This is a genomic window from Pseudomonas sp. PAMC25584 (assembly GCF_058135675.1).
Window position 1 is genome coordinate 2641796 of record NZ_CM176870.1, and the last position, 12824, is coordinate 2654619.

The following is a 12824-nucleotide window of genomic DNA, read 5'->3' on the forward strand; positions in this document are numbered from 1 at the left end:
GCTTAAACCCCCAGGGACTTTTTGTAGCGGCCTTCGACCATGCGGTTCCAGCTCAGCATGATCAGCAGATTGACCAACAGCAGCACCACCGCGATGGTCGCGCCCATGGGCCAGTTGAGTTCCGAGAGGTACTGGTCGTACACCACGGTGGCGACCATTTTCAGGCGCCGCCCGCCGAGCAGGCCGGGGATCGCAAAGGAGCTGGCGGCCAGGCCGAACACGATCAGGGTGCCGGACAGCACGCCCGGCATCACCTGGGGCAACACGATCTTGCGCATCACCGTGGCCTGGCTCGCGCCCAGCGACAAAGCCGCCTGTTCGGCCGATGGGTCGAGCTTTTGCAGGGAGGTCCACACCGGAATGATCATGAACGGCAGCATCACGTGCACCAGCGCAATGATCACCGCGAACGGCGTGTACAACAGCTTCACCGGGCGCCCGCCCAGTGCCTGGATCACCTGGTTGACCAGCCCGTCGGCGCCGAGCAACAGGCTCCAGCCGAACGCTCGCACCACCACCGAAATCAACAGCGGCGTGAGGATCAGGATCAGGAAAATCGAGCGCCACGGCGTGCCCATGCGGCTGAGGATATAGGCCTCGGGCACGCCGATCGCGACGCAGAGCAGCGTCACCAACGCGCTGATCCAGAAGGTGCGCCAGAAGATTTCGTAGAAGTACGCATCGCTGAACAACGACAGATAATGAGCGAAGGTCCACTCATCGGCCTTAACCCCCACTTGGTAATCGAACACGTTGAACGACAGCACCAGGGTCAGGCTCAGCGGCAGAATCAGCAGCCCGGCGAACAGCAGCAACGCCGGCAGCGAGAGTAAATAACCGCGACTCATGGGTGCACCTCATCCGCCGTCAGCACCCGCAGCAAGTCGGCTTGCCAGTCCAGGCCCACTGCCGCACCGCGACCCAGCGGCGCGCTGCCGTCGTTGCTGCGCACCACGGTGATTTCGCCCAACGCGGTATGGACCCGGTACAGCCACTGGCTGCCGAAGAAGTAGCGGTCGAGCACCTGGCCCCGCAGGCGACCTTCGCTGGCGTCCACCAGTTGGATTTTTTCCGGGCGCAGGCTCAAGACCAGCTCGCCGTCGCCGCCGGCGTGGCGCACTTGCGGGATACCGAGTGCGTCATAGTCGCCGGCCAGCAGGTTAGCCTTGCCGACGAAGTCCGATATAAAGCGCGTCCGTGGGTGTTCATACAGCGTGTACGGCACGTCGATCTGGGTCACGCGCCCGGCCTGCATCACCACCACACGGTCGCTGATGGACAGCGCCTCGGCCTGGTCGTGAGTGACCATCAGGGTGGTGATGCCCACCGCGCACTGGATGCGACGGATTTCAAACTGCATCTCTTCGCGCAGGTTGGCGTCGAGGTTGGACAGCGGTTCATCCAGCAGCAACACCGGCGGCTCGATCACCAGCGCGCGCGCCAGGGCCACGCGTTGGCGCTGGCCACCAGACAACTCGCGGGGGTAACGGTCGGCGTGGGGAGCCAGGCGCACCAGCTCCAGCACGGTCTTGACCTTGGCGGCGATCTTGGCAGCCGGCACTTTGCGCATCTTCAGGCCGAAGGCGACGTTGTCGCGCACGCTCATGTGCGGGAACAGCGCATAGCTTTGGAACACCACCCCCAGGCCACGGCTGGCGGGCTTGGCGTGGGTGATATCGCGACCGTCGAGGAGGATTTGCCCAGCGCTCACGTCGACGAAGCCGGCGATCATTTGCAGGGTGGTGGTCTTGCCACAGCCCGAGGGGCCGAGCAGGGAAACGAACTCGCCTTTTTCCACCGCAAGGTCAGTGGCGACCACCGCGTCGACGGCGCCGTAGCGTTTGCTCAAGGCGTTGAGTTGGAGAAATGCCATGTCTGCGTTCCACCTGTTTTGAGTCGCGTCGAAACGCGCTTTTTTGTTTTGGGCAGATGCGAAAAGGGTGTTGCGGGTGCGTTGGCGCTCGATCTTGAGTCGGCTGCCGGTTGTTGTTCATTTCGCCCCTGTGGACGCAGATTAGGACGAAGACTAGGATGGGCGGAAGACAGAATTTCACTGAATGGAGTAGTTTTTTCAGTTTTATTCACTGACAAGAATTATTAATGAGATTGCGCGTTATGAATTCCACTGAGCGGAATGAAAATACCAAGGAGGTGGGCGCGGGCGGCGTGTCTCGCCTGTTCGCATTGCTGCGTACCTTGGGTGGCGTGCCCGACGGTGGCGAACGCGTGACCCAGCTCGCACAACAGGTCGGCCTGTCCCAACCCACCACCCACCGCCTGCTGCGCAGCCTGATCGACGAAGGCATGGTCGAGCAGGACGCGCGCAGCAAACGCTATCGCCTGAGCCTGGAGTTCTTCGCCCTGGCGGCGAACGCGGGCAAGACCGGCAACCTGCGCGACCTGGTCAGGCCGAGCATGCTGCGCCTCAGTGCGTCACTGGGCGATTCATTGTTTTTGCTGGCGCGCAGCGGCTTTGACGCGATCTGCCTGGACCGCAGCGAAGGCCCGTACCCGATTCGTACTTTTACCGGTGATATCGGCGGGCGCGTGGCATTGGGCGTGGGGCAGGGCAGCCTGGCGATCCTGGCCTTTTTGCCGGAGGAAGAGCGCGAGACGGTGATCCGCTACAACTTGCCCAGGCTCAAGGATTTTCACCTGTATGACGAGGTGCTGTTGCGTTCGGAAGTGGAGAACGTGCGCCATCTGGGCTATGCGGCGCGCAATACCGGCGTGCTGGAAGGCATGGCGGGATTGGCGGTGCCGATCCTGAACCGCGACGGCCATGCGGTGGCAGCATTGAGCGTGGCGACCATCAGCGACCGGTTGGGACCGAGTCGCTTGCCGATGGTGGTGGAGTTGCTCAAGCGCGAAGCGGCGGCGATTGGGCCGCGGATCAATCCGTTTGATCCAACGCTGCGCCGGCCCTCACAGACCTTTGGTGGGTAGGTCATGGTTGGTTTGCGACGTTGTACAGCTGTCGTCACGGCAGCGACGGCTGCCATCAGGATGCGGCAGCCATGCCAGATAGGGGCGCCTGCGACAAAAAAGGCGATAGCCAATGTTAAGCAGCGGCCTGGCTAACCGCCAGGATAGCGGTGCGGCCTAGATACCGAGACCCACTGCGCGCCAACTCCAGAGCGTAGCGTCCAGCCCCTTTACCCATGTTCCATCGTCGAACCTGGCGTGGAGTGATGACTCCATCTGCTCAAGCGTGAATCCCAGCGATTCTGCGTCGAACGCATCAACGATTGCTCATCTGATTGTCGGGTGAGCACTTAAGTGAATGGCATGTTTTGGTGTTGCGGAGTTCGCTAGATGACTTGGCCGGACGCATACACTTCTTACGTTTTACTTATGTGCCGGGCGCTTTATTGTCTAAAAAACGCTGCCTTTTCATCTGGTACATTTCATTGTCCGAGTAGGTAAGCAGTGTGTCTGCATCCTTCCCGTCCTCGGGATAATAGGCCGCGCCGATACTGCACGACGGCATCTTGAGTGTGCCGAATTCAGGCGGTAGTGGCGCGGCCATGACGGTGTGAATCTGTTCTAACTTCTTGGTAATGGCGTCTCTCGAATGGATATCTGTCAACAGCACTGTAAATTCATCGCCGCCCATTCGGGCCACGGTGTCCGTCGCACGCGTGCAGTTTTCTAAACGTCGGGCAATCATGCAGAGAATACGATCCCCCACTGCGTGGCCATGAACATCATTGATACTCTTGAAGTCATTGATATCCAGAAATAGCAAAGCCAACTGACTATTGTGACGGTGCGCCACGTGCAGGGCAGATTTCAGTCGGTCACTGAAAATCGACCGGTTGGTTAATTTTGTCAGCGGATCATGATGGGCGAGGAAACGTAATTCCTCCTCGGCTTTAGCTAACGCCGTGACGTTGCGCGCGACTCCAATCCTTGCACCCACCTCTTCCGACCAGAATGCAGCCCACAGGATGTACACGACTCCTCCATCCTTACGGATGTAACGGTTGCGAAAATCGAAGTGAGATTGACCATTCATGACGCGGGTAATCGAGGCCCGTGTGGCCGTCAGGTCTTCGGGATGCATATAGCGACTGATAGGGGTGCCGTTCAGCTCGTCAGAACGGTAACCCAGTAGTGCCTCACAGGCATCGCTCACAAAAACGATGTGGTCGTTTCTATCAACCACAAATACCGTATCCAGCATCAGATGGATAAGTTTGGGGTAGAGCGCTTGTAGATCAACGGCCATAAGTCGTGGGGATCTGATTCATTGAGCTCGATCATATCTCGATCGAGAGGCCGGGCGGCGAGTAATCTTGCAGGCATTCGGTAGGCATGGGAACGCGTATGCCAGGTGAGCCTGCCGGCCGCCATATTTTGGCAAGTCATTTTTCACACACTTTAGTCGGGTAGGCCCGTCGGGCAGTCTTCCAGCGCCCTATAACAAGGGTTTGCGCTAGGACAAACGTCATTTTGAAAATTCCCCACATAAAAAGCATGGAAACGGTTCACCGGATGAGCTATCGTTTTTGTTGATATCGTATTGCCACTATTCAAATAAAGGCTGATGCCATTTGCAGGAGTGCTCTTAGTGAATGAAAGGGCTTCTCAAATAGGCTTGCGCCATTGGATTTGGCGGGCATTTATGCACAGTGCATTAATCCCGTTGGTCTTGGTGGAGACGATTCTGATTACTTGTTACTTGCTGACCAATCAGGCGATCCGTGTATCCCAGATCGATTATTTGGAACGCAGTGCAATTGAAAGCCTCGGCGCAACCGTCGACCAGCACACCAGAATCATTCAGGATCAATTAACCCACATCGCTGATGTCACTCAGCTATTTGCGGATATGACGGCTAACGCACTTCGTGCCGCCTCAACACCCTTGAGTGAAACATTAAGTACCTCGGTTGATGGGGCTCTGTTCAGTGGAAAAGACCTGGGAGGGGCCGCGTCGTTCTACTCGGCGGTCACACCGGTTGCGCAACAGAACCTGAGTAAAGTGCAGAAGTTATCCAGTCTCGACCCATTGATGCGTGCGATAAACGATCATGAGTCGATGGTGGCCAGTGTTTATTTCAATGCATGGGACAGTTATAACCGGATTTATCCGTGGATTCGTGCAGATGAACAATATCCGCATGATATGCAGATACCCAGTTATAACTTTTATTATCTGGCCGATGCCGAACATAACCCGCAGCGCGGGGTTCGCTGGACTGACGTCTACCTCGATCCGGCAGGTCATGGCTTGATGATGTCTGCCATCGCGCCTGTTTATGAACGCAACTTTCTCGAAGGCGTGGTCGGGCTGGATATCACCGCGGGCCAGTTGCTCAAAGAAATTTCCACGCTTAAGGTGCCGTGGGGCGGGTACTTGATGCTCGTCGGCGCGGATATGAAGATCATGGTGTTACCGCCCGAAGCCGAACATGATTTTGATAAAAACGATTGGGGGCGTTGGGGATCGAACGCCTCGAATGAGGCTGAGTTTAACCCTACGGGTCAAGATTTAACCGACGCAGTGAACCCCCGGGAGTTGCTCGCCGCTGTCGCCCTGCATGGCCGTGGCAACGCCGAAGTCGTGCTCAACGGGCGCACGCACTTTGTCGCGTGGGCCGAAGTAAAACCCGCGGGTTGGCGATTGCTGGCGGTCGTTGATGAAGAGGACGTCATGGCAGCCACGAACAGCCTGGCACTGCATTCCCGCAACATCGGCTATTTGATGATTGCCGGGCTGGTGATGTTTTACCTCGCGTTCTTCAGTTACATGTGGATTCGTGCGCGTAAATTGAGCCATAGCCTGCGGCGGCCGATCCGCGATATCAGAGACATGCTGCAGCAAATTGGTAACGGCCAGTTGCTCCCTCAGCGTGCACGATCGACCATTCGCGAGTTGGATGAGATGGCGGGCAACGTGCTTTCAATGGGCGCTCAACTGTCATCCAGTGAAGCACGGCGCAACGCGGCTCAGAATCGCCTCAACCTGGTCGTTGAAAGCATCACCGCCGGGCTCTGGGAATACCGCCTGGATACTGACTGCCTGTCGTTGAGCGAAGCGTTCTGCAAGCGTTTTGGCGTACCGGCGTCTCAACTGGAGCGCGTCCGTTTTTACGATCACGTTGACGCCGAGGATGTGCAGGCCCTTGATCGGGCACTTAGCGCGTTGCGGGCAGGCACGGCGTCGGTGATCGACCTGGAGTTACGTTTATTGCGGCCCGATGGCTCGCCGATCTGGTTTCTGTGTCGTGGTCGCCTGATCGAGTCCCCCGACACGCGCATGCGTTTGTCCGCGGGTACGTTCGTCGATATCGACACGCTTAAACAGGTTGAAGAGGATTTGCGCCGGCGCACCCTTGAAGCGCAAGGGGCGAGCAAGGCGAAGTCGCGTTTTATCTCCAGCATGAGCCACGAGTTACGCACACCGCTGAATTCGATTCATGGATTTGCCCAGTTATTGCGCCTGCAAGTGGCCGATGGGCAGGAGGAGGCCAAATCCCTTGATGAGATCCTGGGCGCCAGCCAACACCTGGCCCACCTGGTCGACGATTTGCTCGATTGGTCGAGCCTGCAGGCTAAAGCGCCTCGCGTGCAGATGCGTGTCCTGGAGGTCAACGGACTGATGCGCGAATGTGCCGAAATGGTCCGTTCCCAGGCCAAGGCTGCGGGTCTTGACCTTGAGTTGCAGTCGACGAACCCGACGCTGAGTGTCCTGGCCGATGCGAGGCGCCTGCGCCAGATCCTGCTGAATCTGCTGTCCAACGCCATCAAGTACAACCGCCCTCACGGTCGTTTGTTCGTGGGGGCTGAACTCCACAATGGGCGCGTGAGGGTGTTTGTCGAAGATGGCGGCGCCGGTATTTCCCCGGCCTTGCAAGGCGCGCTGTTCGAGCCCTTCCAGCGTTTGGGCCAGGAAAATACCGCGATCCAAGGCGCCGGTATCGGCCTTGCGTTGTGCCGAGAACTCGCTACGTTGATGAATGGCAGCATGGGGCTCGTCAGCGAAACCGGCGTTGGCAGTCGCTTTTGGGTCGATCTGCCCCAAGGCGTTACGGCACCCAAGGTCCGCAAGCGTTTGCCGTCGCTGTGTTTCGTGGGGCAGGACGACGAGACGCTGCGCTGTCTTGACGACACGTTGAGGGGCATAGTGGAACTGCGCCACGGTATGCTTTCGGAATGCCTGGAGCAGGTACGGCACGACACGGCGCCGGACGTCATGCTGATTGACTGTGACTTACTGGGAGATGACTTGATCGATGCGTTGTCTCGGTTACGACGTTTGCCAGGCGGCGATCAAATCCCGCTTATTTTGCTGTGTACATCACCCCGCATGCTCGCGACGCTGGGGTGCGAATTTCAAGCAGTGCTAAAACAACCGCTGGAGCCCAATGAACTACGCGAACTCATACACGCGATGATGCAAGTGGAGACACCGAATGTTCAGTGATATCCCTGCCGATACCCGCATCGTGATTATCGATGATGTGGCTGCGAACCTGCGCTTGCTGCACTCCAGCTTGAAAGCCTTCGGTTTGCGCCACGTTGTGAGTTTTGCCGACTCGGCCAGCGGTCTGGTTTGGCTCAAGGAGCAACCCTGGGATTTGCTGCTATTGGATCTGGATATGCCGGCACCTGATGGGTTTGAGATTTTGCGCCAACTCAGCGAGCGCGATCGTTCAAGGTCTCCGGTGATTATCTTGACGGCCTTGAGCGAGCCGCAGAACCGCCGTCTCGGCCTTGAACTGGGGGCCAACGATTATCTGCTCAAACCCTTGGATTTGCCCGAGCTGCTATTACGCATACGCAACGCCCTGCGTTTGTCTCACGCAACCCGCCAACTGCAAGACCTGAACCACGCGCTGGAGCAAAGAGTGCACGAGCGCACCTTTCAGTTAGAGGACAGCTATTGCGCAATGCTCAGGGCATTGAGTCGCGCGGCCTGCTACCGCGATGACGAAACGGGCGCCCATGTATTGCGCATTGGCGAAACCGCCGCCGTGATGGCCAAGGCAATCGGTATGCCGCAACCGTGGTGCGACCTTATTCGCTTGGCGGCGCCGATGCATGACTTGGGCAAAATTGGCATTCCTGATCGGATCTTGCATAAGGACGGCCCATTAACGGCGCAGGAACGCCAGCAGATGATGGACCATCCGCGCATAGGGCATGCAATTCTGCAGGACGCTCACGCCACGGAGCTGAGCGATATGGCTGCGGACATTGCCTATGGTCACCATGAAAAATGGGACGGCAGCGGCTATCCGCAAGGGCTTGCCGGTAAGGACATTCCGCTTTCGGCAAGGATTGTTGCGCTGTGTGATGTCTATGATGCGTTACGTATGGAGCGGCCCTACAAGCGTGCCTGGAGCCCTGAACGGGCGCAGGCCTATATTCTTGAACAGTCGGGCATGCATTTTGATCCGGAACTGGTGACGGTGATGTGCCGTTGTTTTGGCCAGGTGGAAAAACTCATTGAGGATGATGCCGAACAGGCTGGCGCGCACACGCAACGACCCTCCAAAGCGGGCGCGGGCCAGCCCCCAGATTAAAGGGTCGCCAGCATGGGCGCCCGGCTCGGGCTCATCGCCGCCAATGCCACCGACGTCGCCGCCGTGCGCGTCTCCACTCCCAGCTTCACGTACACATGTTCCAGGTGCTTGTTCACCGTCCTTGGGCTCAACCCCAAGATATCGCCGATATCCCGATTGGTCTTGCCGCACGCTACCCAGCGCAGCACCTCGACCTCGCGCTCGGTCAACTGAAACCGCGCCGACAACAGCTTGTGCGCCGGCTCATCCTCCAGGGTCAACACACTCGGCTGCGTCGCCGCCCGCGCGGACAGCAGGATGCGCGAGGTGCGCAAATGCGCCGCCACCCGCGCCAAGACTTCATCGGTCTGGATCGGCTTGGTCACATAGTCGCTGCCGCCCACCTCGAAGCCGCGCACCACATGCTTGCTGTCGGTCAGCCCGGTCATGAACACCACCGGGATATCCGCACTGGCCGGTAGCGCCTTGAGCCGGCGGCAGGTTTCGAAACCGTCCAGGCCCGGCATCATTGCGTCCAGCAGGATCAGGTCCGGGCGCCGGCGTTGCACGCGGTTCAGCGCGCTGAGCCCGTCGAGGGCCACCAGCACCATGTAGCCAGCATCGTCGAGGGCGTCGGAGAGCATGGCCAGGTTGTCCGGGGTATCGTCGACGATCAGTACCACGCCGGGTTCGGTGCTACGGGTGAGTACATTCATCTTCGGCCTCCTTGAGGGTTCGGTTTAGTTCATCCAGGCGAAAACCCTTGAGCAATCCGCGCACTTTGGTGATGAACGGTGCGGCGTCCGGGCGGTGTTCGAGGATCGTGTCGAGCTTTTCGTGCAGGCCCCGCACATAGCCGATTGCGCTGAGTCCGGCGAGCGCGGCGAGGTCATCGGCGCTCGGCAGCACGCTGGGCGGTGGTGGCGCGACGAAGGTTTTGGTGCGCCGCAGCCATTGCAGGCCGAGGTGTTGTTGCAGGCGCCCGAGCAGTTCCGGGGTGCGCACCGGCTTGGCCAGGTAGTCGTTGCAGGCGGCGGCGATGCTGCGTTCGCGGTCGTCGGTAAAGGCGTTGGCCGAGATCACGATGATCGGCGCAGTGGACAGCGCATTGCGCCGGATCAACCGGCTGGTTTCCAGGCCATCCAGGGTCGGCATCGACAGGTCCATCAGGATCAGGTCCGGCGCCAGCAGCGCGACCTGGCGAATCGCATCCTGGCCATTACTCGCCTGGATCACCTCAAAGCCCAACGGCGTGAGCATGCCGCTGAGCACCTTGCGGTGGTCCACATGGTCGTCCACCACCAGAATCCGTCGGCGTGCGCCCTGGTAGCCGATGATGTCGTGTTCCACATGCACCACCGCCTGCGGCGCGCGCACCTGGGACAGGAACAAGCGCACCTGGAAGCAGGTGCCCTTGTCCAGCTCGCTGGTGACGCGCAACTCGCCGCCCATCAGCGAGGTGAGCATGCGCGTGATGGTCAGCCCCAGGCCGACGCCCTTGTCCTGGCGCATCAGGTCGCCGCGCTCGAACGGCTGGAAGATCCGCTCGATCTGCCCGGGGTCGATGCCGATGCCGGTGTCGATGATTTCAAAGTTGGCGGTCTCGCGCATGTAGCTGACCCGCAGGCACACCTCGCCGCTGTCGGTGAAGTTCACCGCGTTGCCGAGCAGGTTGATCAGGATCTGGCGCACGCGTTTTTCATCACCGCGCACCACCGCCGGGATCTTGCCGACGCAATCCAGGCGAAAGCGCAGGCCCTTGTCCTGGGCCTGGGGCGTGAACATCTGCTCCAGGTCGTGGATCAGTTCGGGGAAGGGGATTTCGGTGAGTTCCAGGCGCAACTTGCCGGCCTCGATCTTGGCCACGTCGAGCAGGCCGTCGATCAGCGACAGCAGGTGCGAGCCGCTGCGCAGGATGGTCGCCAGCGCGTCCTGGTGCTGCTCGGGCATGGCGCTGTCGCGCTGCAGAATCTGGGTGAAACCGAGGATGCTGTTCAGCGGTGTGCGCAGTTCATGGGACAGCCCGGTGACGTAGCGGCTCTTGGCGGCGTTGGCGGCTTCCGAGGCTTCCTTGGCCTGTTGCAGGGCCTGGTCCGTGAGGCTGTGGGCGTCGATTTCCTGCATCAACAGCAGAGTCTGGCGGTCGGATTCTTGCTGGGCCACGCGGCGGCTTTCACGCGTCAGCACCACCCACCAGGCAAGCACGGCGGCCAGCACCGACAGGGTGAGGAAGGCTTTGAAGAACGCTTGGTACAGGGTTTGCGAATGCGGCAAGCCCTGGGCCGCCTGCACGTAGATCAAGGCCAGGGCGCCGGCGAGCAGCAGCACCAGGACCAGTAACAGCCCCAGGTAATGGGCCAGCCGCGTATGCAGGCGTGGCATCAGGCTGTGGGGCAGCAACCGGCGCAGTACGCCTTCGAACTGGCTGACCAGCCGCGCATGGGGTTTGCAACGGTCGCCGCAGCGCGCATCCAACGAACAACACAACGAGCAAATGGGCGTGCTGTAGGCTGGGCAGAACGCCATGTCCGCCGTCTCGAACGGGTTGCTGCACAGCCCGCAGACCGCATGGGTGGCCGGTGCCACCGGGTGAATCAGTTGTGCGTCGCTGGTGCGCGCGATGTAGTACTTGCCCTGGGTCAGCCAGGCCAACAGCGGCGCCATCACCAGCGCTGTGCCCAGCGCGACAAAGGGCGGCGCAGCCTGGGCCAGGGCGCCAAACAGGCCGAAGTGGGCGAGGATCGACAGCAACGACGCAATCAGCATCGAGCCGACGCCCACCGGATTGATGTCGTAGAGGTGCGCGCGTTTGAACTCGATGTGTTTGGGCGACAGGCCCAGGGGCTTGTTGATCACCAGGTCGGCGACCAACGTGCCAATCCAGGCAATCGCAATATTGGCGTACAGCCCCAGCACCTGGTCGATCACATCGAACACGCCCAGCTCCATCAGCATCAACGCAATGGCCACGTTGAATACCAGCCACACCACGCGCCCGGGGTGGCTATGGGTGACGCGGGCGAAGAAGTTCGACCAGGCCAGGGAGCCGGCATAGGCGTTGGTCAGGTTGATTTTCATCTGTGAGATGAACACAAACAGCACCATGGCGCCGAGGGCCCATTCCGGCGAGCTGAACACATAGTGGAAGGCGACCAGGTACATCTGGGTCGGTTCGGCGGCGCGCTCCATGGGGATTTCATGTTGCAGGGCAAGGAACGCCAGGAATGCGCCGCCAAACATCTTCAACGCGCCGGGGATAATCCAGCCCGGGCCGGAGCAGAGCAGGGCGGCCCACCAGCGCTTGCGGTTGGCGGCGGTCTTTTCCGGGAGAAAGCGCAGGTAGTCCACTTGCTCGCCGATCTGTGTCACCAGCGACAGCGCCACGGTACAGGCGGCGCAGAACGCCAGCAGGTTGAAACCGCCGCCGTCGCCGCTGCGTCCGACGAAGCTGGTCCAGTCGCTGAAGGCGTCAGGGTTTTTCCACCACACAAAACCATAGGGCAGCACCAGCAACAGCAGCCACAGCGGTTGGGTCCACAGTTGCAGGCGACTGATCAGCGTGACGCCGTAGGCCACCAGCGGAATCACCAACAGTGAGCAGATCACATAGGCGAAAGCCAGCGGGATATGGAAATACAACTCCAGCGCCAACGCCATGATCGCCGCTTCCAGGGCGAAGAACAGGAAGGTGAAGCTGGCGTAGATCAGCGAAGTGATGGTCGAGCCGATATAGCCAAAGCCGGCGCCGCGGGTCAGCAAGTCCATGTCCACGCCATAGCGGGCGGCGTAATAGCTGATGGGCAGGCCGGTAAGAAAGATCACCAGGCTGATGGCCAGGATCGCCCAAAAGGTATTGGTGAAGCCGTAACTGAGCACCAACACGCCGCCAATCGCCTCCAGCGCCAGGAACGACACCGCACCCAGGGCCGTGTTGGCGATGCGCAGCTCCGACCATTTGCGAAAGGATTTTGGGGTGTAGCGCAGGGCGTAGTCTTCCATGGTCTCGTCGGCGACCCAGGAGTTGTAGTCGCGGCGGATCTTGACGATGCGCTGGGTGCCAGAGGTGGGGTGCACGGTGGGGTGCTCCGGAAAGAGGGCCAGGTTAAATGAGCAAGTTCCATGCCCTCGAGTGCGCTGAGATCCAAATGTGGGAGGGGGCTTGCTCCCGATGGCGGTGTGTCAGTCAACGGATGCGCAACTGACCCACCGCCATCGGGAGCAAGCCCCCTCCCACAGGGGATCGCAGTGGCTGGGCGGACGCGATCCTGCCCTGCATTGGTGCGCAACGGCATACGTCAAATGACGTACTGC

The 12824-nt window shown here is 60.0% G+C and carries 8 protein-coding genes and 1 pseudogene; 3 read left to right on the forward strand and 6 right to left on the reverse strand.

Annotation, left to right across the window (positions count from 1 at the left end; genetic code table 11):
• Window positions 1-2: 2 nt before the first annotated feature.
• Together ACS5Q8_RS12310 and ACS5Q8_RS12315 are read right to left on the reverse strand one after the other, a co-directional pair.
• The gene (locus ACS5Q8_RS12310; protein ID WP_276197726.1) at window positions 3-848 is read right to left on the reverse strand and encodes an ABC transporter permease; all 846 of its coding nucleotides are present in this window, start codon (window positions 846-848) and stop codon (window positions 3-5) included.
• Window positions 845-1873, reverse strand: a complete 1029-nt coding sequence (locus ACS5Q8_RS12315; protein WP_426100972.1) for an ABC transporter ATP-binding protein — start codon at window positions 1871-1873, stop codon at window positions 845-847. The genes ACS5Q8_RS12310 and ACS5Q8_RS12315 overlap by 4 nt, the downstream gene beginning before the upstream one ends.
• Window positions 1874-2115: 242 nt before the next feature.
• On the opposite strand from ACS5Q8_RS12315, the gene ACS5Q8_RS12320 reads away from it, so the two are divergent.
• Window positions 2116-2946, forward strand: a complete 831-nt coding sequence (locus ACS5Q8_RS12320; RefSeq protein WP_247399775.1) for an IclR family transcriptional regulator — start codon at window positions 2116-2118, stop codon at window positions 2944-2946.
• Here the strand turns inward: ACS5Q8_RS12320 and ACS5Q8_RS12325 are convergent.
• Window positions 2926-3243 (reverse strand): annotated as a pseudogene (locus ACS5Q8_RS12325) (thiol-disulfide oxidoreductase DCC family protein); the annotation flags it as partial. The gene ACS5Q8_RS12320 and the pseudogene ACS5Q8_RS12325 sit on opposite strands and share 21 nt — an antisense overlap.
• 109 nt (window positions 3244-3352) lie before the next feature.
• Window positions 3353-4231 (reverse strand): GGDEF domain-containing protein, encoded by an 879-nt coding sequence (locus ACS5Q8_RS12330; RefSeq protein ID WP_247399785.1) that lies wholly within the window; start codon window positions 4229-4231, stop codon window positions 3353-3355.
• A gap of 396 nt (window positions 4232-4627) precedes the next feature.
• On the opposite strand from ACS5Q8_RS12330, the gene ACS5Q8_RS12335 reads away from it, so the two are divergent.
• Together ACS5Q8_RS12335 and ACS5Q8_RS12340 are read left to right on the forward strand one after the other, a co-directional pair.
• Window positions 4628-7432, forward strand: a complete 2805-nt coding sequence (locus ACS5Q8_RS12335) for an ATP-binding protein (protein ID WP_465160242.1) — start codon at window positions 4628-4630, stop codon at window positions 7430-7432.
• On the forward strand, window positions 7422-8534 hold the full coding sequence (locus ACS5Q8_RS12340; protein ID WP_247399789.1) for an HD domain-containing phosphohydrolase: 1113 nt from the start codon (window positions 7422-7424) through the stop codon (window positions 8532-8534). The genes ACS5Q8_RS12335 and ACS5Q8_RS12340 overlap by 11 nt, the downstream gene beginning before the upstream one ends.
• Here ACS5Q8_RS12340 and ACS5Q8_RS12345 read toward each other — a convergent pair.
• Both ACS5Q8_RS12345 and ACS5Q8_RS12350 read right to left on the reverse strand, forming a co-directional pair.
• The gene (locus ACS5Q8_RS12345) at window positions 8531-9229 is read right to left on the reverse strand and encodes a response regulator (protein WP_426100976.1); all 699 of its coding nucleotides are present in this window, start codon (window positions 9227-9229) and stop codon (window positions 8531-8533) included. The genes ACS5Q8_RS12340 and ACS5Q8_RS12345 overlap by 4 nt on opposite strands.
• Entirely contained in the window at window positions 9210-12587 is a 3378-nt protein-coding gene (locus ACS5Q8_RS12350) for an ATP-binding protein (protein ID WP_276197730.1), read from the reverse strand. Before ACS5Q8_RS12350 ends, ACS5Q8_RS12345 begins: the two co-directional genes overlap by 20 nt.
• Between the last annotated feature and the right edge of the window lie 237 nt (window positions 12588-12824).

Coding starts and splice junctions, on each gene's coding strand:
- ACS5Q8_RS12310 (WP_276197726.1), bottom strand. CDS start 848: ATGAGTCGCGGTTATTTACTCTCGCTGCCGGCGTTGCTGCTGTTCGCC.
- ACS5Q8_RS12315 (WP_426100972.1), bottom strand. CDS start 1,873: ATGGCATTTCTCCAACTCAACGCCTTGAGCAAACGCTACGGCGCCGTC.
- ACS5Q8_RS12320 (WP_247399775.1), top strand. CDS start 2,116: ATGAATTCCACTGAGCGGAATGAAAATACCAAGGAGGTGGGCGCGGGC.
- ACS5Q8_RS12330 (WP_247399785.1), bottom strand. CDS start 4,231: ATGGCCGTTGATCTACAAGCGCTCTACCCCAAACTTATCCATCTGATG.
- ACS5Q8_RS12335 (WP_465160242.1), top strand. CDS start 4,628: ATGCACAGTGCATTAATCCCGTTGGTCTTGGTGGAGACGATTCTGATT.
- ACS5Q8_RS12340 (WP_247399789.1), top strand. CDS start 7,422: ATGTTCAGTGATATCCCTGCCGATACCCGCATCGTGATTATCGATGAT.
- ACS5Q8_RS12345 (WP_426100976.1), bottom strand. CDS start 9,229: ATGAATGTACTCACCCGTAGCACCGAACCCGGCGTGGTACTGATCGTC.